The sequence below is a fragment of the Mycobacteroides sp. H003 genome (assembly GCF_001440135.1).
Lineage (GTDB): Bacteria > Actinomycetota > Actinomycetes > Mycobacteriales > Mycobacteriaceae > Mycobacterium > Mycobacterium gwanakae.
In genome coordinates, this window is sequence record NZ_LJYL01000034.1 from 175,576 (window position 1) to 193,346 (window position 17,771).

Genomic DNA, 17,771 nt, shown 5'->3' on the forward strand with positions numbered 1-17,771 from the left:
ACAGCAATGAAGGTGACACGGTTTGACCACGTGGTGATCAACTGCACCGACGTGGACACCACTGCGGCCTGGTATCAGCGCGTCCTCGGCATGACTCGGGAGACTTTCGGCCCCGCCGGCCGCACGGCTCTGACATTCGGCGCTCAGAAGATCAACCTGCGGCCAGTCACGGCAACCCAGGAGGAGTGGTTCACCGGCCTGGCCGCGGCGGCCGGCTCCGATGATCTGTGCTTCATCACCGACGTTTCCCCCGACGAGGTTCGCGAGCATCTCACGTCATGTGGGATAGATATCGAGCAGGGGCCGGTGACCAAGATCGGTGCGCTGGGCGCGATGACATCGCACTACTGCAGGGACCCCGACGGAAACCTCATCGAGATCGCGGTATACCCATGAGCAACAACCACTATCACTACATCGCCTTTGGCACGGATGCGATCGAGCGCCAGCGAGTCAACGGCAGCTACGTCGCCTACGGCACACACCTGGAGCGCCCGGATGACGGCCCCGACGATCTGGGATCACGGGAGTTACGGATGATCGCCGAGGCGACCCAATTCTGTCTGGGCACCGTGACCCCGACGGGGTGGCCCTATCTGCAATACCGCAGCGGCCCGGCGGGATTCGTGCGTCATCTCGGCGGGAACACCGTGCGGTTCGTCGATCTTCCGGGCAACAACCAATTCGTGACCCTCGGAAACCTCGCCGCCGACAATCGGCTGGCGATGTTCTTCGTCGACTACCCGCGCAAGCAGCGCCTCAAGGTTTTTGGCCGCGGCACCGTGCACGACGACACCCGCCGCGAGATCGAAGTGACCGTGGAGGCATTCGACTGGAACTGTTCGCGCAGCATCATTCCCCGCTATGACCAGCAGTACCTGTCCGATCTCGGCAAGGCCTATCAAGAGAAGGCCGCCGCCAGGGAGGCCGAGCTCACCGCCGAAATCGAGCGACTACGCGCACGGGTAACCGACCTTGAAGCCACACCCCAGTGACCCCTCTCGCCGCTGATCGGGTGCTGCGGACCCACGCGACACGGTTCAAGCATTGGCTACAGGAGTATCCCGGCAACGAGATCGGATATCCACACTGGAAGCACGTCGAAGCCCATTTCTCCGAGCTACTCGTCACCGGCGGTGTCGGCCGGCTCAACCAGGACGAGCTGACGGCCCTGCTTTACCTCATCGCTCGGGGCTGGGACGTCGGCCGGATGATCGCGTGGCTGTCGAACACACCCACCTTGTCCAACCTCGGCGACCTTGAGCGAGAAGACTTCCTGATACTCGCCCGGCTGGCCGCAACCATCGAGGGCACCGAATACGACGACGCGCGATACCAATTCGCGGCTTCCATCCGAAAGTTGAGGCCGCTCAACGCAGATACCGAATCCGTTCTGCTGGCCTTCTACGACAGCACCGATGAGTACACCAAACGCCTAGCGCTCATCTCCCTGGCACAGGGTGGATATCCCGGCATCCGGGCGCTGATCGAAAAATCCTGGCGCACGATCGAGGAAGAACATCACAAGATCGGCTGCTTGGAATGTCTGAGTGAGTACGTCGGTGACGAGACGCTACTGCGCGAGTACCTGGACAAGGCCAGAGATCTACCGGGCCGCTATCTGCGGGACTACGCCGAACATCTCCGCACGTCACTGCCCTAGAGTCCTCGTCGACTCGTACCGGACGTCCTTGCCCGTCAACGGGTCACGAAACGCCAAAGAGCGCGCCAGGAGTTGCAACGGATGCGCGAAATCGTCCGACGCCACCTCGCGCACCTGCGGATACAGCGGATCGTTGACGATCGGGATGCCCAGGCTGTTCAGATGGACCCGCAGCTGATGGGTCTGGCCGGTGCTCGGAGTCAGGCGATATCTGCCTGTCGGACCATCGTGATCGACCAGCTCGATATGGGTCTCGGCGTTCGCCGGCCCCGGCTCCTCGACCGCCTGAAGGATGCTGCGCCGCTTGATGATCCTGCTCCGCAACGTGACCGGCAGAGCCACTCCGGGATCGACGGGCGCCAAGGCCTCATAGATCTTGGCGACCTGCCGCTGCGCGAAGAGCGATTGATACGCGGATCGGACCTCGCGGCGCACCGTGAACAGGAGCACCCCCGCGGTGAGCCGGTCCAGGCGATGCGCGGGTGCCAGTTCCGGCAGGTCCAGCGTCCTGCGCAGACGTACCAGCGCTGTCTCGGCGACATGCCGCCCGCGCGGCATCGTTGACAGGAAATGCGGCTTGTCGACCACCAGAACGTTTTCGTCCCAGTGCAATATGTCGACGGCGAAGGGTACGGGAACCTCCACGGCCACGTCGCGATACGTGTACACCACCGATCCCGAGCGCAGGCGCGTATCCGTGGTGATCGGCGCACCCGCGGCGTCGACAACCTCGCCACGGCTCACCTTGCCGGCGGCGTCCGAACCGAATCGGGATACCAGCTCGTCAACCACTCGCCCATCTTCTCGCAAGCGGATTCGCACCGGCCCCAAGCCGTCTCGCACCGGTAGAGGCGGCTCAGGAGCCCTTCTTCTGGGGCTCACCAGCGCAACCTATATCGCGTCTTACTTGGACGGCGACAATACGTCGGTCACCGGCTCGACGATGAACGACCGCGCCTCGGGTGCGGCCACCCGCAATGCATCCGCCGACGCATCGTCGGGCTGACGTTGCGAACGTACCTCCGCGTCGACCCGCGCACGGTAGGTATCTACCTCGCGCACAATGTCTTCCGCGGACCAGCCAAGCACCGGAGCCACCAGCTCGGCGACCTCCTGGGCGCAGTCGACACCACGATGCGGGTATTCGATGGCAATGCGCATGCGCCGGGCGAGGATGTCCTCCAGGTGCAGGGCACCCTCGGCCGCCACCGCGTAGAGCGCCTCGACCTTCAAGTACATCGGCGCCTTCGCGATCGGCTGCAACAGGCTGTGATCCGATCCCGCACAAGCCAGGACCTCGCCGATCAGCGAACCGTATCGGTCCAACAGGTGCCGTACCCGGTAGGGATGCAGACCGTAGGTCTCCCCGACGTGTTCTGTCTGATTGATCAGCGCGAAGTATCCGTCGGCGCCCAGCAGCGGCACCTTCTCGGTAATCGAGGGCGCCACCCGCGCCGGCACGAATTCGCTTGCCATGTCAATGGCATCGGAGGCCATCACGCGATACGTCGTGTATTTGCCACCGGCGATGGCCACCAGCCCCGGAGCGGCGACCGCCACGGCGTGCTCGCGGGAGAGTTTCGACGTGTCGTCATCCTCCCCGGCCAGCAGCGGCCGCAATCCCGCGTAGACGCCATCGATATCGTTGTGCGTCAACGGTGTTGCCAACACCGTGTTCACCTTGTCCAGGATGTAGTCGATATCGACTTTGGTGGCTGCCGGGTGCGCCAGGTCGAGATTCCATTCGGTGTCGGTGGTCCCGATGATCCAGTGGTTACCCCACGGGATGACGAACAGCACCGACTTTTCGGTCCGCAGGATGATCGCCACCTCGCTGACGATTCTGTCCCGTGGCACCACGATGTGCACACCCTTGGACGCGGTCACCCGGAACCGGCCACGGGTGCGCGACAGCGCCTGAATCTCGTCGGTCCACACCCCGGTCGCATTGACGACGACATGCCCGCGAACCTCGGTTTCGGCGCCGTTCTCGGTGTCCCGCACCACCACACCGGTGACGCGATCACCCTCACGCAGCAGCGAGACCACCTGAGTGGATGTCCTGACCACGGCCCCGTAGTGCGCCGCCGTCCGGGCCACATTCATGGTGTGCCGAGCATCGTCGACCACGGTGTCGTAGTAGCGGATACCGCCGATGAGCGAGTTGCGCTTCAGTCCGGGCGCCAGCCTCAGCGCGCCAGCGCGGGTGAGATGTTTCTGGGCGGGAACAGATTTCGCGCCACCCATCTGGTCATACAAGAAAATCCCGGCGGCAATGTAGGGACGTTCCCACCACCGATTGGTCAACGGGAACAAGAACGGCAGCGGCTTGACTAGATGAGGCGCCAATGTCGAGAGCGATAACTCTCGCTCACGCAATGCCTCCTGAACCAACCCGAATTCGAGCTGCTCAAGGTAGCGCAGGCCGCCGTGGAACATCTTCGAGGAGCGGCTCGATGTCCCGGCGGCGAAGTCACGCGCCTCGACCAACGCCACCTTCAGCCCGCGAGTGGCGGCATCCAGAGCCGATCCGGCGCCAACCACACCGCCGCCGATCACGATGACATCGAACTGCTCGGATCCCAGGCGCTCCCAGTTCAGCGAACGGGCCTGTGGTCCAAGGAACGTGTATGTGGGTCCACCCGCCGATGGGCTGGTTGCGTCACTCACGACTGCTCCCTTCCACGCCCATTACCGGGCCCCGGAGTCCTTCCAGAAACCCACGTTACCGGCCGGTAGCGCTCTCGTCTGTGATGTGTGCCGCTGTGGCGCATGTCGTCCGAGGTCAGTCCAGGTCATCGTGGGCGATGAGCTGGCGCGCCGCCTCCGTTACCGAACCGGACAGCGACGGGTACACCGACAAGGTCTGCGCCAGGTCGTTCACCGACAGCAGGTTCTGCACCGCGATCGCGATGGGCAGGATCAGCTCGGAGGCATTCGAGGCCACCACGACACCGCCGATCACCACACCGGTGGCCGGACGGCAGAAGATCTTCACGAAACCGCGCTTGAGGCCCGACATCTTGGCCCGGGGGTTGGTGTTCAAGGGCAGCGTGACCGTCCGCGCCGGAATCTCACCATTGTCGATGGCTGCCTGGGACACCCCCACCGCAGCGATCTCCGGGCGGGTAAACACCGCAGCAGCAACGGTTTTCAACCTGATGGGCTGTACCGCATCGCCAAGGGCGTGATACATGGCAATGCGGCCCTGCATGGCAGCCACCGAGGCCAGCGGAAGCAGACCCGTGCAGTCGCCCGCGGCGTAAATGCCTGCCACCGAGGTGCGCGACACCCGGTCCACGGTCAGATAGCCGCCGGAGCCGAGGCTGATCCCGACGCGCTCGAGGCCCAGGCCCGCGGTGTTGGGAATCGACCCCACGGTCATGAGCACATGGCTGCCGTCGACCGCCCTGCCGTCGGCCATCGCCACGCGGACACCTGTCTCGGTCCGGGTCACCGCATCGGCGCGGGCATTCTTGATGAGCGTCACACCGCGCTCGGCCAGCGTGTCCTCCAGGACCAGGGCGGCTTCCTCGTCCTCGTGCGGCAGCACACGGTCCCGGCTGGCCACCACCGTCACCTGAACTCCCAGCTCGGTGTAGGCGTGGACAAACTCCGCACCCGTGACACCCGATCCGACCACGATCAGGTGTTCGGGCAATTCCTCCAGGTCGTAGAGCTGACGCCAGGTGAGGATCCGTTCACCGTCGGGACGCGCATGGGACAACACCCGCGGGCTGGCGCCGGTGGCGATGAGCACCACATCGGCCTCCAGAATGGTGCTGCTTCCGTCCGCGGCGGTGGCCTTGACCCGGTGATATGCCATTCCGACCACGTGATCGACCAGCTCGGCACGTCCAGAGATCAGCCGTACCCCGGCGTTGCGCAGCCGCGCGGCGATATCGGCCGACTGCTCGGCGGCAAGGCGCTTCACACGGTTGTGGATCTGCGGGAGCGAGATCTTGGCGTGCTCCACGTCGATGTCAAAGCCCAGGTTGGGGGCGCGCCGCAGGTCGGTACGCACACCCGTGGACGCGATGAACGTCTTGGACGGCACGCAATCGAAGAGCACGCAGGCGCCACCGATGCCGTCCGAGTCGATCACCGTGACCTCGGTGGTGCTTCGCTCATGGGCCGCGGCCACGAGCGCCGCTTCGTATCCCGCTGGTCCTCCACCAATGATCACGATGCGCGTCGCCACGGCATCAAACCTACAAGGACCGAACCGACCCGGCTTGCCACGATGGGGAACTTGCCACCATCCCTGCCGTCATCTACAACACAGGACCACTAGGCTTGCCCCCGTGCCGCTCTACGCCGCCTACGGCTCCAACATGCATCCCGAGCAGATGTTGCAGCGCGCGCCGCACTCCCCCATGGCGGGCACCGGCTGGCTGCACGGCTGGCGGCTGACCTTCGGCGGCGAGGACATCGGCTGGGAGGGCGCGCTGGCCACCGTCGTGCAAGACCCCCACTCGAAGGTCTTCGTTGTGCTCTACGACATGACCGGGGCCGACGAGAAGAACCTTGATCGCTGGGAAGGTTCCGAACTCGGCATCCATACCAAGATTCGCTGCCGGATCGACCGCGAGTCTTCCGACACGACCATCGACCCGGTATTGGCCTGGCTCTACGTCGTCAATGCCTACGAGGGCGGACTACCGTCGGCCCGATACCTGGGCGTGATGGCCGACGCGGCGGAAATCGCAGGCGCGCCAGAGGATTACGTGCACGGTCTACGCACCCGCGCGTCACGCAATATCGGCCCCGGAACGAGCTAGACGGAACCCTGCGCGGCACTCTGTTCGACGAGGTTCACCAGCGTCCGCACACCGACGCCCAGAGCCCGTTCATCGATATCGAAGTTCGGTTGGTGGATATCGAGCTGCGGGCCCGATCCTGACCACACCCCCAGCCGCGCCATCGCACCGGGCACCTCCTCCAAGTACCAGGAGAAGTCCTCGCCACCGCCGGACTGCGTGGTCTCCGCGAGTGCATCCAGCCCGATGTCCTCGATGGCCCGCACGAAGATATGCGTCGAGTCGGACTCGTTGATGACGGGTGGAACACCACGCCGGTAGTTGAGGGTGTAGTCGATACGCAGCGGGGCCAGCAGTCCCTCGATCACGTCGCGGACGGTGTCCTCCAGGGTGATCCACACATCCCGGCTACCGGTACGCACCGTGCCCGCCAGCGAGCCGATCTGCGGAATGGCGTTGGCCGCCTGCCCTGCGTTGACGGCTCCCCACACCATGACGGTGCCGGCGCGCGGATCGATCCGGCGACTCAACATGCCCGGCAATCCGGTGATGACGGTGCCGAGCCCATACACCAGGTCGGCCGTCAGATGCGGCCGCGAAGTATGCCCTCCCGGAGAATGCAGCGTGACCTCGACGGTGTCCGCGGCCGAGGTGATGGCCCCCGCGCGGATTGCCACCTTGCCCACCTCCAGGCGCGGATCACAGTGCAGCGCAAAAATTCTCGTCACACCGGCCATCGCCCCGGTGGCCACCACGTCGATGGCGCCGCCCGGCATGACCTCTTCGGCGGGCTGGAAGATGAGCCGCACGCCCGAGGGCAGCGAGGGAGCCGAATTCAAGGCCATGGCCGCACCCAGCAGGATGGCGGTGTGTGCGTCATGCCCGCAGGCATGCGCGACATTGGGCACCGTCGAGGAGTAGGGCGCGCCGGTGCGTTCCTGCATCGGCAGGGCATCCATATCCGCGCGCAATGCCACCCGCGGACCGTCCTCGGGCCCGAAGTCGCAGGTGATTCCCGTCCCGCCGGGCAGCACCTTCGGGTTGAGTCCGGCCTCGGCCAGCCGCGCGGCCACGTACTCGGTGGTGGCGTGCTCCTGGCGCGCCAGTTCGGGATGCGCGTGAATGTGGCGCCGCCACCGGATCAGCGTCTCGGAATTCTCCGCGAGCCAACGCTCCGCGACGGCGGACAGGGATTCGCTCACACCGTCACCGTCCTGCGCGCCAGCCGATCCAGCACCCTGGATCGCTCTGTCTCATTCTCAGCAAGCCGTATCACGGTGCGCGCCAACATCTTCGCTCCTTCAACCACAGCCCGGTCGGCGCCCGGTTCCCGGGCCGCCTTTTCGAAATCGGGCTGATGAATGACCGCTCCGCCCGAATCGATGCCGATGACCGGGTGGATACCGGGCAGCACTTGCGTCACGTTGCCCATATCGGTGCTGCCCAGGGGCACCGCTGCCTCGAACTCGGCGGGCACCGGCGTGCGGCCGAAGGACTCCATCTCCTCGCGGAACACTCCGACCAGCCAGGGATCGGGCGTCAGCTCCAGGTATGGCGGCGACGACTCGACCAGTTCATGGCTGCATCCGGTGGCCACCGCACCAGCGGCGAAGCAGGCGTACACCTTCTCCTCCAGTTCACGCAGGGACGACGATTCGACGGCGCGCATCGTGTACTGCATCGCCGCACGAGCCGGAATGATGTTGGCCGCTTCTCCCCCCTCCGTGACGATGCCGTGGATCAGCTGTCCGGGTGACAGATGCTGACGCAACAGACCGATCGAGACCTGAGCCACCGTCACCGCATCGGCGGCGTTGATTCCCAGGTGCGGCGCGACCGCCGCGTGTGATTCCTTGCCGTGATAGGTGACCATCACGTCGGTCAGCGCGAGTGACCGCGCTCCGGCGATATCGATCGGCCCGGGGTGCAACATCACCGCGGCCGCGATGTCGTCGAAAGCACCCGCCTTGAGCAGAAGTGCCTTGCCGCCCCCGTATTCCTCCGCTGGAGTGCCGATAACCACCACGGTGAGTCCGAGTGCGTCGGCAACTTCGGCGAGCGCCAGCCCGGTGCCCACCGCGGAGGCGGCGATGATGTTGTGCCCGCACGCATGTCCGATGCCGGGCAGCGCGTCGTACTCGGCGCAAACACCGATGACCAGCGGACCGTCCCCGAAGGTGGCACGGAATGCGGTGTCCAAACCGCCTTGACCGGTCACGATCTCGAATCCGCGCTCGGCTAGCAGCCGCTGGGTTTTCACAGCACTGCGAACCTCGTGGAAGGCCAACTCAGGTTCGCCGTGAATATCGTGCGATAACGCCACCAGATCCGTTGCCGCGGCGTCCACGACCGTGCAAGCGGCCTGGGCATGCGCGGCGGACGACGCTCCGGTGCTCAAGGGCATTAGATGAGTATCCCATCATGGTTAGGCTGCGTAGCTGTGACCGATGAGCCACTTGGGCGAAGAGGCAACAGCACCGACGAGACTCCGGCCGACGAGGCAGCGCGTGCCGCGGCGGAGATCGCCGCGCGCACCGGCGTCGCGTCCCACCCCGTCGCGGTGGTTCTCGGGTCCGGCTGGGCTCCGGCGGCCGCGGCGCTCGGCACCCCCGCCACCACGATCCCGATGGCAGACCTGCCCGGATTCAGCCCGCCGAGCGCTGCCGGACACGGCGGATCGGTGCTGTCGGTACCCATTGGCGACAGCGGCGAGCGGATGCTGGTCCTGCTGGGCCGGATCCACGCGTATGAGGGTCACGACCTGCGCCACGTCGTGCACCCGGTGCGCACCGCCTGCGCCGCCGGTGCGCGCACCATCGTGCTCACCAACGCCGCCGGAGGATTGCGCGACGAGTACACGGTGGGTCAGCCGGTGCTGATCAGCGACCACCTCAACCTCACGGCCCGCTCACCGTTGGTGGGTGCGCAGTTCGTCGACCTCGTCGATGCGTACACACCGCGATTACGGGCACTCGCACGGGAAATCGATGACAGCCTCGCCGAGGGGGTGTACGCGGGCCTTCCCGGTCCGCACTATGAGACCCCCGCGGAGATCCGGATGCTGCGCACGTTGGGGGCAGACCTGGTGGGCATGTCGACGGTGCACGAGACGATCGCGGCCCGCGCGGCCGGTGCCGAGGTGCTGGGGGTGTCACTGGTGACCAACCTTGCGGCCGGCATGACGGGAGAGTCTCTCAACCATGACGAGGTACTGGCCGCCGGGCGCGCGTCGGCCACTCGCATGGGCCAACTTCTCAGCTCGGTGATTGGCCGGTTATGACCGTCGCGGCGCAGACGATCCAGGACTGGATCGACCATGACCCCGACCCCGAGACGGCAGCCGAGCTACGCGCCTGCTCCGAGGAGGAGCTCGCGCAACGATTCTCGGAGCCATTGGTGTTCGGCACGGCGGGCCTGCGCGGCGCCGTCCGGGGCGGCCCGAACGGCATGAACCTGGCGGTGGTGTTGCGCACCACCTACGCACTGGCCAAGGTCCTCAAGGATCGGTGCCTCGGCGGCTCGACCGTGGTGGTGGGTCGCGATGCGCGACACGGATCCGAGCAGTTCGCACAGGGCGCGGCGGAAGTCCTTGCTGCCGAGGGGTTCAAGGTCGTATTGCTCCCCCGCCCGCTGCCCACGCCGGTGCTGGCATTCGCGGTACGTCATCTGGATGCGGCGGCAGGCATTCAGATCACCGCATCCCACAACCCTCCCGCCGACAATGGCTACAAGGTGTACTGGTCGGGAGGAGCTCAGATCATCTCCCCAACCGATCGTGATATCGAATCAACAACAAAGGCAGCCCCTTTCGCTGATCAGATTCCCCGCACCCCCGTCACCCCCGCCGATGACACCTTGGTGGATGCCTACGTCCAGCGTGCCGCCACGGTGCGGCGGGGCTCCGGCGGTGTCCGCATCGCCCTCACCGCATTGCATGGAGTCGGCGGCGCCACCGCCGTGGCCGTGCTGAATGCCGCGGGTATTACCGATATTCATGTGGTGGACGAGCAGTTCCAGCCGGATCCGGACTTTCCGACGGTCGCTTTTCCGAATCCCGAAGAGCCGGGAGCCGCGGACGCGGTACTGACCCGGGCCGCCGAGATCGATGCGGATCTGGCCATCGCGCTGGACCCGGACGCCGACCGCTGTGCCATCGGAATTCCCACCACGACCGGCTGGCGCATGCTGTCCGGCGATGAAACCGGTTGGCTGCTTGGTGATTACATCCTCTCAACGCAGCCACCATCGCCCACTCCGCCGGTGGTAGCCAGCACGGTGGTCTCCTCCCGCATGCTCGCGCGCATCGCGGCATCCCTCGGCGCACGGCATGTGGAAACCCTCACCGGCTTCAAATGGCTTGTCCGAGCGGCAGATTTTGACCTGGTCTACGCGTACGAGGAAGCCATTGGGCATTGCGTCGATCCGGCCGCCGTGCGGGACAAGGACGGTATCTCCGCGGCGGTGCTCGCATGCGACCTCGTGACACATCTGCGTGAGCTCGGATCGAGTGTGGAGGAAAAGCTCGAGAACCTGGCGATCAGGCACGGTATCCATGTCACCTCGCAGGTCTCGTTGCGCATGGACTCTCTCGCCGACATCACGGCGATGATGACGCGCCTGCGGGCGAACCTGCCCACTGCGCTGTCCGGGTTCCCGATCACCGTCGAAGACCTACTGGAACGACGGGGTCAGCAGCGCACCGACGCGGTGATACTGTCCGGCGAAATCGGGGGATCGTCCATCCGGCTGGTGATCCGCCCCTCGGGAACCGAACCAAAGGTCAAGTGCTACATCGAGGTCCGCGAGCCGGTCATCACCGATGCGACCGTCGCGCGGATCTGGGCGGGCGTGGTGGTCTCCGAGCTGGAGGCGTACGCCCGCAACATCTGACTCGGCCCGACTTATCTGGGACCGAACTGACGATCGCCGGCATCGCCCAGGCCCGGCACGATGTATGCGGCGTCGTTCAGACCCTCGTCGATGGTGGCGGTGAACAACCGCGCGGATGTCGACGGACCGTAGCGCGCAACGCCCTCCTGGACCGCCTCGACCCCCTGCGGCGCCGCGACCACACACAACATCGTGATGTCGGAGGCACCGCGGGAATGCAACAGATCGAGCGTATGGACCATCGAACCACCGGTGGCCAGCATCGGATCCAGGACGAACACCGGTTGTGTCGACAAGTCGGCCGGAAGAGATTCCAGATACGGGGTGGGCTGCCATGTCTGCTCGTCGCGCGCCATGCCGACGAACCCGACGCGCGCCTCGGGAATGAGGGCATGTGCCTGATCCACCATCCCCAACCCCGCCCGCAGGACCGGGACCAGCAACGGCGGATTGGCCAAACGGAACCCCGTCGTCACCGCCACCGGTGTGTGCACCGCGGAGGACTCCACCGGTGCCGAGCGGGTCGCCTCATAGACCAGCATCAGGGTGAGATCCCGCAGCGCAGCGCGGAAGGCCGCGTTGTCCGTGCCGGCATCGCGAAGAGTGGTCAACCGGGCCGCGGCAAGCGGATGCTCGACTACGTGCACATGCATGCTCCAGACCCTAGAACAGCAAGCTTCGATCCAGCCGATCCCAGGGGCGGGAGGCATGTGATGGGCGTCACTTTCGGCACAGTACGGCTCTGCGCCTCTTTATCGTTCCTGGCAAAGCCAAGCCAGCTATGCTGAGCAGGTAATACAACGGGGTGGCCACGTTGCCAAAAAATCTTTCAAAAAGTTTGAGAAAGATGGAACCGAATCGCGACCACCCCCGTCGTATCCAAGTACAAGGCGAAAACTGCCCGAAAATAGGCGGTAGCCGAACCACCGGAGAGATGGAGGGGACATGGCAGACGGATTAGCAGCCGACACAGACATTCTGCGTGGCGTTGGCGGAGCTCAGCTGGGTATGGGCGGAACGCTCGCGGCGGTAGGCACCGCAGTCAGCATTTTCCCGGTCGCCGCACTGGCGCCGATTTTCGGTCCGATTGGCGCGCACTACCTGGGCGCATTCGCCGCAACCTCCGCAAAGCAAGGGCTGGACGTCGGTCAGCTCGCCATGAGCGTCACCGAGTCCGGTGTCACCACCAATGTGGCGAGCAAGGGCTACGACGACGATGACGACAACATCGGCCAGAACATCAGCGCCACCGTCGAAGGAATCGAGGCGTAACCATGGTTGAGACAAGTCCAATCTCGCCCAGCCGTCTGTCCGAGGCCGTCAACACGAACTACCCGAGCTTCGAGAACAACCCCTTCTCCGCGGGGCTGATCGGGCCGGCCATGGACATGGCGGGCACCGTCGGTAACGGCCAGTTCAAGGAGGGCCAGGACCCCAGCAAGATGCTGGAGGGCGGCATGCAGGTCATGCAACAGGTCATGCAACAGGGCATGCAGGCAGGAAGCCAGCTCATCGGCACCTTCGCCGGTGCGGCGGCCCAGGCTCTGGGGCAGTTCGCTGGCATGGCCGGTCAGGCGCTCAGCAGCATGGCCACCCGCAGCGGCGCCATGGGCGCCAATGTCGGACAGGCATCAGAATCCACCGGCCGGGCCAGCGCCCTGATCGGTGAAGCCCTCCAGGAGTTCCAACACACCTCCGAGGCATTGACACCATTGCTCTGGGTTCCTGGGGTTGCCGCGGAGTTGGCAGAAGCCGCCAGCCGATGCACAGCGCGAGTCGCCGAGCACACCGCACAGCTTGAAGGAGAGCTGGCCGGACAGGCCGGCGAACTCACGGGGATGGCGGGTGCCGATATGGGCAACCCCTCCACCCCCGCGTCCGGGAGCGTCCAGCCCGCGATGTCGGCCATGCAGGGCGGCCTCCAAGCGGGCACGCAGGCGATGTCGGGCGTCGCGAGCGGCGTCACCCAGACCATGAGCTCCATGGGTCAGGGCCTTGGTCAGATTCCGCAGGCCCTCACCGGCATGCTCAGCGGTGGTGGCGCCAGTGGCGCAAGTAGCGCCCTGGGCGGCGCCAACATGAGCGGTATTGCCGCCGGTGCGCTGGCCAACCCATTCGGTGCCGGTGGCGGCCACGCCTCTTCCACCGCGGGCGGGACCAGCAGCGGACTGGGCAGCTCCAACGCAAGTGCGGCCAAGATGCTGCTTGACCCGCGCAGCATGGGCAAGGGCGCGCAGCTGTTCCTGCCCGATGGCAGCACCAGCCAGGCCCCGAACGCGGCCGCGGCGGAAGCCGTGCGCAAAGCGCTCAGCCAGGTCGGTGTGCCCTACGAGTGGGGTGGCACCAAGCCGGGCGTCGGTCTGGACTGCAGTGGCCTGACCCAGTGGGCCTACGGCGAGTCCGGCGTCGACATCCCCCGCCTTGCTCAGGAGCAGGGTGTGGGTGTCCGGGTGGATCAGGGATCTGTCATGCCGGGCGACCTGGCGGTGTGGGATGGCCACGTCGCCATGGTGATCGGCAACGGCATGATGGTCGAGGCCGGTGATCCGGTGCAGATCTCCCCGATCCGCACCACCAACGCCGGGCAGGGATTCCATGGATTCTACCGACCCACTTCCTAGTTCAGGGGTGCCGCGGCCCGAACCGCGTGCGAGCATTGATATGACAAATCGTGCTCGCACGCTGCGGGTCAAGGTCTCAGAATTCGGGTTGCCGCTTGAGGTTCACATCGAACCCGACATGCTTAGTCGTGGTGCGTCGGCACTGGCACAGGAGATCAAGAACCTGTGCGAGCTCGGTGCGGCGCGCTGCGGTGCGGCACGGCGCGAGGAGCTTGCCGAAAGCGGCATCCCCGAATACCTCCTCGACAAGATCGGTCTCGCGACGCCCGCTCAAGTCGCCGACATCGAGCTGCGGCAGTCCGAAGAGCAGCTGGAAAGGAGATCCTGATGACCGAGCCTGACCTCACCTTCTTCCGGGCACTCGAACAGCAGTATCAGGAGACCATGACGCGGGCCCGTGCCGGGGGCCACATTCTGAACAGCGCCGTCGAGGAATTGAAAGGCCTTCGCGGATGGGCACGTTCGGCGCAGGGGCATGTCGAGGCGGAAGCCAACGGCAATGGTGCGCTGACCAACCTGCGACTCGACGACTCTGTCACCAAACTGTCGCCCAAGATCGTCGGACAGATCGTGGTGGCCACCGCGGCCGCCGCCGCGGGCCAGGCCTTCGATCACCGCGAACGCGTGCTAGCGCAACTCTTGGCGGATCTCAAGAATCCGCAGCCGTAACGGTTTTCGAGCTACAAATCCCCGCGGTCTCGGTGCGAATCGGTCAGGAAGACCGTATTTTTGGTGTCCCGCCAGTGTTGGCTGAGCCGTCCGTCTCGATAGGCGTACGGCCTCAGCCCGGCTGGCTGCAGCAGGGACACCACTTCATCCGACGGCGTCTCGATGATCATCACCGGACGTGATGCGGCGATCGTGGCTAGCCCACCACGAATGACCGCGGCCTCCAGACCCTGTACATCGATCTTGATCACCTGAGGGTCCAGGCCAAAGTCGTCAAGCCGCCGAACCTGTACGGGATGGCGCTCGATCGTCAGTTTGGATGCGTCGAACCCCGCCAGGGTGTCCGGGTTGAGCCAGCCGCGCGCCTCGTTCTCATCGAGGGAGGCCAGACCGTCGTAAACGAAGTTCCGGTATCGGGGAACGAACAGATCGAAGGTACCGTCCGCGTCGGAGAGTCCGCAGGCATGCACGTGTACGGTCTTGCTTTCATATCGACGTCTAAGCCGCTGAGCCAGAACCGCATTGGGCTCGAAGCTAACGATCCGCTCCGGCGCCGCCGTGCGCTGCAGGGCACAGATGCTCTGACCCCAGTTGCCGCCGATGTCCACCGCCTCCGAGATGGGCCCCAAGCGGCCCAGGAGGCGGAATTCGGGATCGATGCGCCACCCGAATAGCCGAGTGCCCATGTTGTACGCGCCGAACTTGAGCGGCCGCAGAAACGGCAGATAGGTTTGCGCCATTCTCAGCGCCGGCATGCTCACGTGGGCACATTAGCGGAAAAGACGAAGGCGGATCTGCGCCAAGGAATCACACGTCACCCGACCCGATGAGGCGCCGGGGGTCACCGTCACACCTACCGACCCCTCATATGTGCACCGGTAGGTGCTCGCGGCGACCAAAATGCACGCGTGTGATCGGCCGAACGGCCACCACACAGAGCGCATCCACGCTGCGGGCGCGGCCCGAAGAGACAGGGTCCGCACTTAGCCCGCCGATCGCGGGAGCCAGCAGAAAATATCGCGTCTGACCTGCCCAGCGCAACCTTTTCGGAATACTCGCGGCCCTGCTCAACACCGAGCGCTGATCGATCGCCGGCATGTGCTCCGCTGATAACATCCGAAGGTGGCACGCGAGTGGCTTCTGCTGGAGACACTTGGCGACGAGCCCACCGTCATCGCCTCCGGCAGTCAGCCGCGGAACATGATTCCGCTCAGCGCGTTCCTGCGCCGTAATCGAAATCTCGGTCTGATTCGCCGAGTCATCACTGCGGCGACAAAGGCAAACAAGGCCGCGAGCATCGGGCCACCCGATTCGGATTCGGTGATCGACATCCGGCCGATCGCCATGCCCGACGGTCGCGTGCACGGGGTCTGGCTGTGGACGGGCGCAGCACGCCCCTCCGCCGATCCCCCGCGCGAGGGCGGTGCGGTGGTGCTCAACGCCGATACCGGCGCCCTACACATCAGTGACGGTGCCGCCCTGGCCATGGGAATGGCTCCCACCGAGCCGCATGCCCACATCAGCATGCCCGAGCTGTATCGCTACCTGGCGCCTAATCCGGGCGAAACAGATGTCCTGGGGCTCATCGTGACGGCGACCGAAGGCATGACCTACAGCGCCACCTGGCCCGGTGTGGACAGCGAGGGCAATCCCACGCTGTGCCATTTCGCCAGCCGACTGGTTCTGGAACCCAACCAGCAGGGCGTCCCCGAGCGTTTGGGGCGCGCGATCAACCTGCGAGTCGGCCAGCCGGCGCCGCCGGTCCCGCTGCTGGAGCAGCAGATCCTCGAGGCCACCGCCGAACCCGGCATGTATCGCGCGTTAGTCATGATCGCTTCGCGGAAATTGATCAAGTGGATCGATCCTCCTGCCCCGGAATGGCATTGGGAATTCGACCCGCTGGGTCGCCCCAAGATTCACCCGGACGACCAGGCGAACCTGAACTTCATGATCGATAACGCCGTGTTTGGTGCGACCGAGGCGGTAATCCGGTTCCGCTGCCACGACGACAGCTGGGAACCGCTGCACTGCTCTACCCAACTCGTTCGGCTCAATGAGGATGCGACCGTCGCTCTCATCACTCATCGGCGCCGGTAGCGGTGCCGGACGCACCCACCGGATCTTCACTCAAAAATTGCTAACATCCCGGCATGGCCGGCGATTGGATGCTGCTAGAGACCCTGAGTGACGTGCCCACGGTCATAGCTATCGGATCGCAGGCCCGCAACATGACTCCGCTCGAATCGGTGCTGGGCCGCAACCGGCACCGCCCATTGATCGAGGCGGCGATCGCCGACTGCCGTCGCACGGGTGATCCCGCAGAGGCCCTCACGCCGGCACGGGATCGCATCGTGCGCGTGCATCCGATAGCGATGGGACAGGTGCATGTTCACGGCGTCCAGGTGTGGTTTGGACCGGCAGACCTCGAGCCGCCGCCGCGTCCCGTTGCGGGGGCGTGCCTGGGCGATCTGGACACCTCGGTCACAACGCTCACCGAGGGGTACTTCGACGTGATGGGTTTCGACCCACAGAACAGATCCGAGAAACAAGCCATTGCCGAAGGCCTTGCCCCCGTCTTGCCGAGTCCACACAACATCGAGTTGATGGCCAACGCCGTCAACCCCGAACTCGAGTCGACGTTCTGCGGAACATGCCTGGCCGCCGACCACCAGGGAAACACCCTTCAAGTCCACTACGCCGGGCGGGCGTCCAAGGAAACCGATGCGACAGGGACCGTGGCGCGCATCAACAGGATCGTGTGCACACGGGTGCAGAACAGTCCCGCTGAACCTCGGGTGGGACTGGCGCAGCAGATCCTGGATGCGGTCGCGATCCCTGGAGCACATCGGGTGCTGATCAACGTCGACACCTTCGCCGTCCTCAAATGGATCGACACGCCCTACCCCGACTTGGCATGGCGCTACGACCCCGATCGGCCCGAGAGCATCCATCCCGAGGACGCCGCGGTGGCGAGGAACATGCGCGAAGAGCTGCGGACAGGGTCGACCACCGGGGTGCTCCGGGTGCGCGCTGTCTCCGGCGGGTGGCTGCAACTGCACGCCTCGGCCACAAGATTCGCGTTGCGTGACAATGCTTTTGCGGCTCTTGTCACCCTGACGGCCGCGCCGCGGCCGAATGCCCAGTCGTAGACCACCGGGGTCCGGGCAG

At 65.3% G+C, this 17,771-nt stretch carries 19 protein-coding genes; 12 read left to right on the forward strand and 7 right to left on the reverse strand.

Features of this window, described 5'->3' with window-relative positions; genetic code table 11:
- Positions 1-6 precede the first annotated feature (6 nt).
- The 3 genes from AOT87_RS20925 to AOT87_RS20935 are packed head-to-tail and all read left to right on the forward strand — an operon-like array spanning position 7 to position 1,663.
- Positions 7-396: a VOC family protein gene (locus AOT87_RS20925; RefSeq protein ID WP_030096851.1), complete on the forward strand. Its 390-nt coding sequence runs from the start codon at positions 7-9 to the stop codon at positions 394-396.
- Positions 393-995 (forward strand): pyridoxamine 5'-phosphate oxidase family protein, encoded by a 603-nt coding sequence (locus tag AOT87_RS20930; RefSeq protein WP_057968602.1) that lies wholly within the window; start codon positions 393-395, stop codon positions 993-995. Before AOT87_RS20925 ends, AOT87_RS20930 begins: the two co-directional genes overlap by 4 nt.
- Positions 992-1,663, forward strand: a complete 672-nt coding sequence (locus AOT87_RS20935) for a hypothetical protein (protein ID WP_057968601.1) — start codon at positions 992-994, stop codon at positions 1,661-1,663. The genes AOT87_RS20930 and AOT87_RS20935 overlap by 4 nt, the downstream gene beginning before the upstream one ends.
- Here AOT87_RS20935 and AOT87_RS20940 read toward each other — a convergent pair.
- The 3 genes from AOT87_RS20940 to AOT87_RS20950 all read right to left on the reverse strand — a co-directional run bounded on the left by AOT87_RS20940 (position 1,652) and on the right by AOT87_RS20950 (position 5,864).
- Entirely contained in the window at positions 1,652-2,506 is an 855-nt protein-coding gene (locus AOT87_RS20940; RefSeq protein WP_193601904.1) for a pseudouridine synthase, read from the reverse strand. The two genes, AOT87_RS20935 and AOT87_RS20940, sit on opposite strands and share 12 nt — an antisense overlap.
- A gap of 60 nt (positions 2,507-2,566) precedes the next feature.
- Positions 2,567-4,333, reverse strand: a complete 1,767-nt coding sequence (locus tag AOT87_RS20945) for a glycerol-3-phosphate dehydrogenase/oxidase (protein ID WP_030096847.1) — start codon at positions 4,331-4,333, stop codon at positions 2,567-2,569.
- A 115-nt stretch (positions 4,334-4,448) separates the two neighbouring features.
- Positions 4,449-5,864, reverse strand: coding sequence for an NAD(P)H-quinone dehydrogenase (locus AOT87_RS20950; protein ID WP_044105177.1), 1,416 nt, complete (start codon positions 5,862-5,864; stop codon positions 4,449-4,451).
- A 103-nt stretch (positions 5,865-5,967) separates the two neighbouring features.
- Between AOT87_RS20950 and AOT87_RS20955 the strand changes: the two genes are divergently transcribed.
- A complete protein-coding gene (locus AOT87_RS20955; protein WP_057964475.1) occupies positions 5,968-6,444 on the forward strand; it encodes a gamma-glutamylcyclotransferase in 477 nt (158 codons plus the stop codon).
- Here the strand turns inward: AOT87_RS20955 and AOT87_RS20960 are convergent.
- Entirely contained in the window at positions 6,441-7,625 is a 1,185-nt protein-coding gene (locus AOT87_RS20960; protein WP_030096844.1) for a M20 family metallopeptidase, read from the reverse strand. The two genes, AOT87_RS20955 and AOT87_RS20960, sit on opposite strands and share 4 nt — an antisense overlap.
- Positions 7,622-8,827 (reverse strand): M20 family metallopeptidase, encoded by a 1,206-nt coding sequence (locus AOT87_RS20965; RefSeq protein ID WP_030096843.1) that lies wholly within the window; start codon positions 8,825-8,827, stop codon positions 7,622-7,624. Before AOT87_RS20965 ends, AOT87_RS20960 begins: the two co-directional genes overlap by 4 nt.
- A gap of 3 nt (positions 8,828-8,830) precedes the next feature.
- On the opposite strand from AOT87_RS20965, the gene AOT87_RS20970 reads away from it, so the two are divergent.
- Both AOT87_RS20970 and AOT87_RS20975 read left to right on the forward strand, forming a co-directional pair.
- The gene (locus AOT87_RS20970) at positions 8,831-9,703 is read left to right on the forward strand and encodes a purine-nucleoside phosphorylase (protein WP_081346467.1); all 873 of its coding nucleotides are present in this window, start codon (positions 8,831-8,833) and stop codon (positions 9,701-9,703) included.
- Positions 9,700-11,313 (forward strand): phospho-sugar mutase, encoded by a 1,614-nt coding sequence (locus AOT87_RS20975; protein WP_057968598.1) that lies wholly within the window; start codon positions 9,700-9,702, stop codon positions 11,311-11,313. The genes AOT87_RS20970 and AOT87_RS20975 overlap by 4 nt, the downstream gene beginning before the upstream one ends.
- A gap of 11 nt (positions 11,314-11,324) precedes the next feature.
- Here the strand turns inward: AOT87_RS20975 and upp are convergent, their stop codons facing one another.
- Entirely contained in the window at positions 11,325-11,966 is a 642-nt protein-coding gene (upp, locus tag AOT87_RS20980; RefSeq protein ID WP_030096840.1) for a uracil phosphoribosyltransferase, read from the reverse strand.
- A 292-nt stretch (positions 11,967-12,258) separates the two neighbouring features.
- Between upp and AOT87_RS20985 the strand changes: the two genes are divergently transcribed.
- From AOT87_RS20985 to AOT87_RS21000, 4 genes are read left to right on the forward strand one after another with little or no spacing between them, the layout of a single operon-like run.
- Positions 12,259-12,585 (forward strand): hypothetical protein, encoded by a 327-nt coding sequence (locus AOT87_RS20985; protein ID WP_030096839.1) that lies wholly within the window; start codon positions 12,259-12,261, stop codon positions 12,583-12,585.
- A 2-nt stretch (positions 12,586-12,587) separates the two neighbouring features.
- Positions 12,588-13,934 carry a C40 family peptidase gene (locus AOT87_RS20990; RefSeq protein ID WP_030096838.1) on the forward strand — a complete coding sequence of 449 codons (1,347 nt, stop codon included), beginning with the start codon at positions 12,588-12,590 and terminating at the stop codon, positions 13,932-13,934.
- Complete coding sequence (locus AOT87_RS20995; protein ID WP_193606327.1) at positions 13,909-14,262, forward strand: hypothetical protein; 354 nt, start codon at positions 13,909-13,911, stop codon at positions 14,260-14,262. Before AOT87_RS20990 ends, AOT87_RS20995 begins: the two co-directional genes overlap by 26 nt.
- Positions 14,262-14,603 (forward strand): YbaB/EbfC family nucleoid-associated protein, encoded by a 342-nt coding sequence (locus AOT87_RS21000; RefSeq protein ID WP_030096836.1) that lies wholly within the window; start codon positions 14,262-14,264, stop codon positions 14,601-14,603. The genes AOT87_RS20995 and AOT87_RS21000 overlap by 1 nt, the downstream gene beginning before the upstream one ends.
- A gap of 11 nt (positions 14,604-14,614) precedes the next feature.
- On the opposite strand, the gene AOT87_RS21005 is transcribed toward AOT87_RS21000, so the two are convergent.
- The gene (locus AOT87_RS21005; protein ID WP_057968597.1) at positions 14,615-15,358 is read right to left on the reverse strand and encodes an FkbM family methyltransferase; all 744 of its coding nucleotides are present in this window, start codon (positions 15,356-15,358) and stop codon (positions 14,615-14,617) included.
- 367 nt (positions 15,359-15,725) lie between these two features.
- Between AOT87_RS21005 and AOT87_RS21010 the strand changes: the two genes are divergently transcribed.
- Entirely contained in the window at positions 15,726-16,700 is a 975-nt protein-coding gene (locus AOT87_RS21010) for a GAF domain-containing protein (RefSeq protein WP_030096834.1), read from the forward strand.
- A 53-nt stretch (positions 16,701-16,753) separates the two neighbouring features.
- Complete coding sequence (locus tag AOT87_RS21015) at positions 16,754-17,752, forward strand: GAF domain-containing protein (protein WP_057968596.1); 999 nt, start codon at positions 16,754-16,756, stop codon at positions 17,750-17,752.
- The last annotated feature ends 19 nt before the right edge of the window (positions 17,753-17,771 follow it).

Coding starts and splice junctions, on each gene's coding strand:
- AOT87_RS20925 (WP_030096851.1), top strand. CDS start 7: ATGAAGGTGACACGGTTTGACCACGTGGTGATCAACTGCACCGACGTG.
- AOT87_RS20930 (WP_057968602.1), top strand. CDS start 393: ATGAGCAACAACCACTATCACTACATCGCCTTTGGCACGGATGCGATC.
- AOT87_RS20965 (WP_030096843.1), bottom strand. CDS start 8,827: ATGCCCTTGAGCACCGGAGCGTCGTCCGCCGCGCATGCCCAGGCCGCT.
- AOT87_RS20970 (WP_081346467.1), top strand. CDS start 8,831: ATGAGTATCCCATCATGGTTAGGCTGCGTAGCTGTGACCGATGAGCCA.
- AOT87_RS20975 (WP_057968598.1), top strand. CDS start 9,700: ATGACCGTCGCGGCGCAGACGATCCAGGACTGGATCGACCATGACCCC.
- upp (WP_030096840.1), bottom strand. CDS start 11,966: ATGCATGTGCACGTAGTCGAGCATCCGCTTGCCGCGGCCCGGTTGACC.
- AOT87_RS20985 (WP_030096839.1), top strand. CDS start 12,259: ATGGCAGACGGATTAGCAGCCGACACAGACATTCTGCGTGGCGTTGGC.
- AOT87_RS20990 (WP_030096838.1), top strand. CDS start 12,588: ATGGTTGAGACAAGTCCAATCTCGCCCAGCCGTCTGTCCGAGGCCGTC.
- AOT87_RS20995 (WP_193606327.1), top strand. CDS start 13,909: ATGGATTCTACCGACCCACTTCCTAGTTCAGGGGTGCCGCGGCCCGAA.
- AOT87_RS21000 (WP_030096836.1), top strand. CDS start 14,262: ATGACCGAGCCTGACCTCACCTTCTTCCGGGCACTCGAACAGCAGTAT.
- AOT87_RS21005 (WP_057968597.1), bottom strand. CDS start 15,358: ATGCCGGCGCTGAGAATGGCGCAAACCTATCTGCCGTTTCTGCGGCCG.
- AOT87_RS21015 (WP_057968596.1), top strand. CDS start 16,754: ATGGCCGGCGATTGGATGCTGCTAGAGACCCTGAGTGACGTGCCCACG.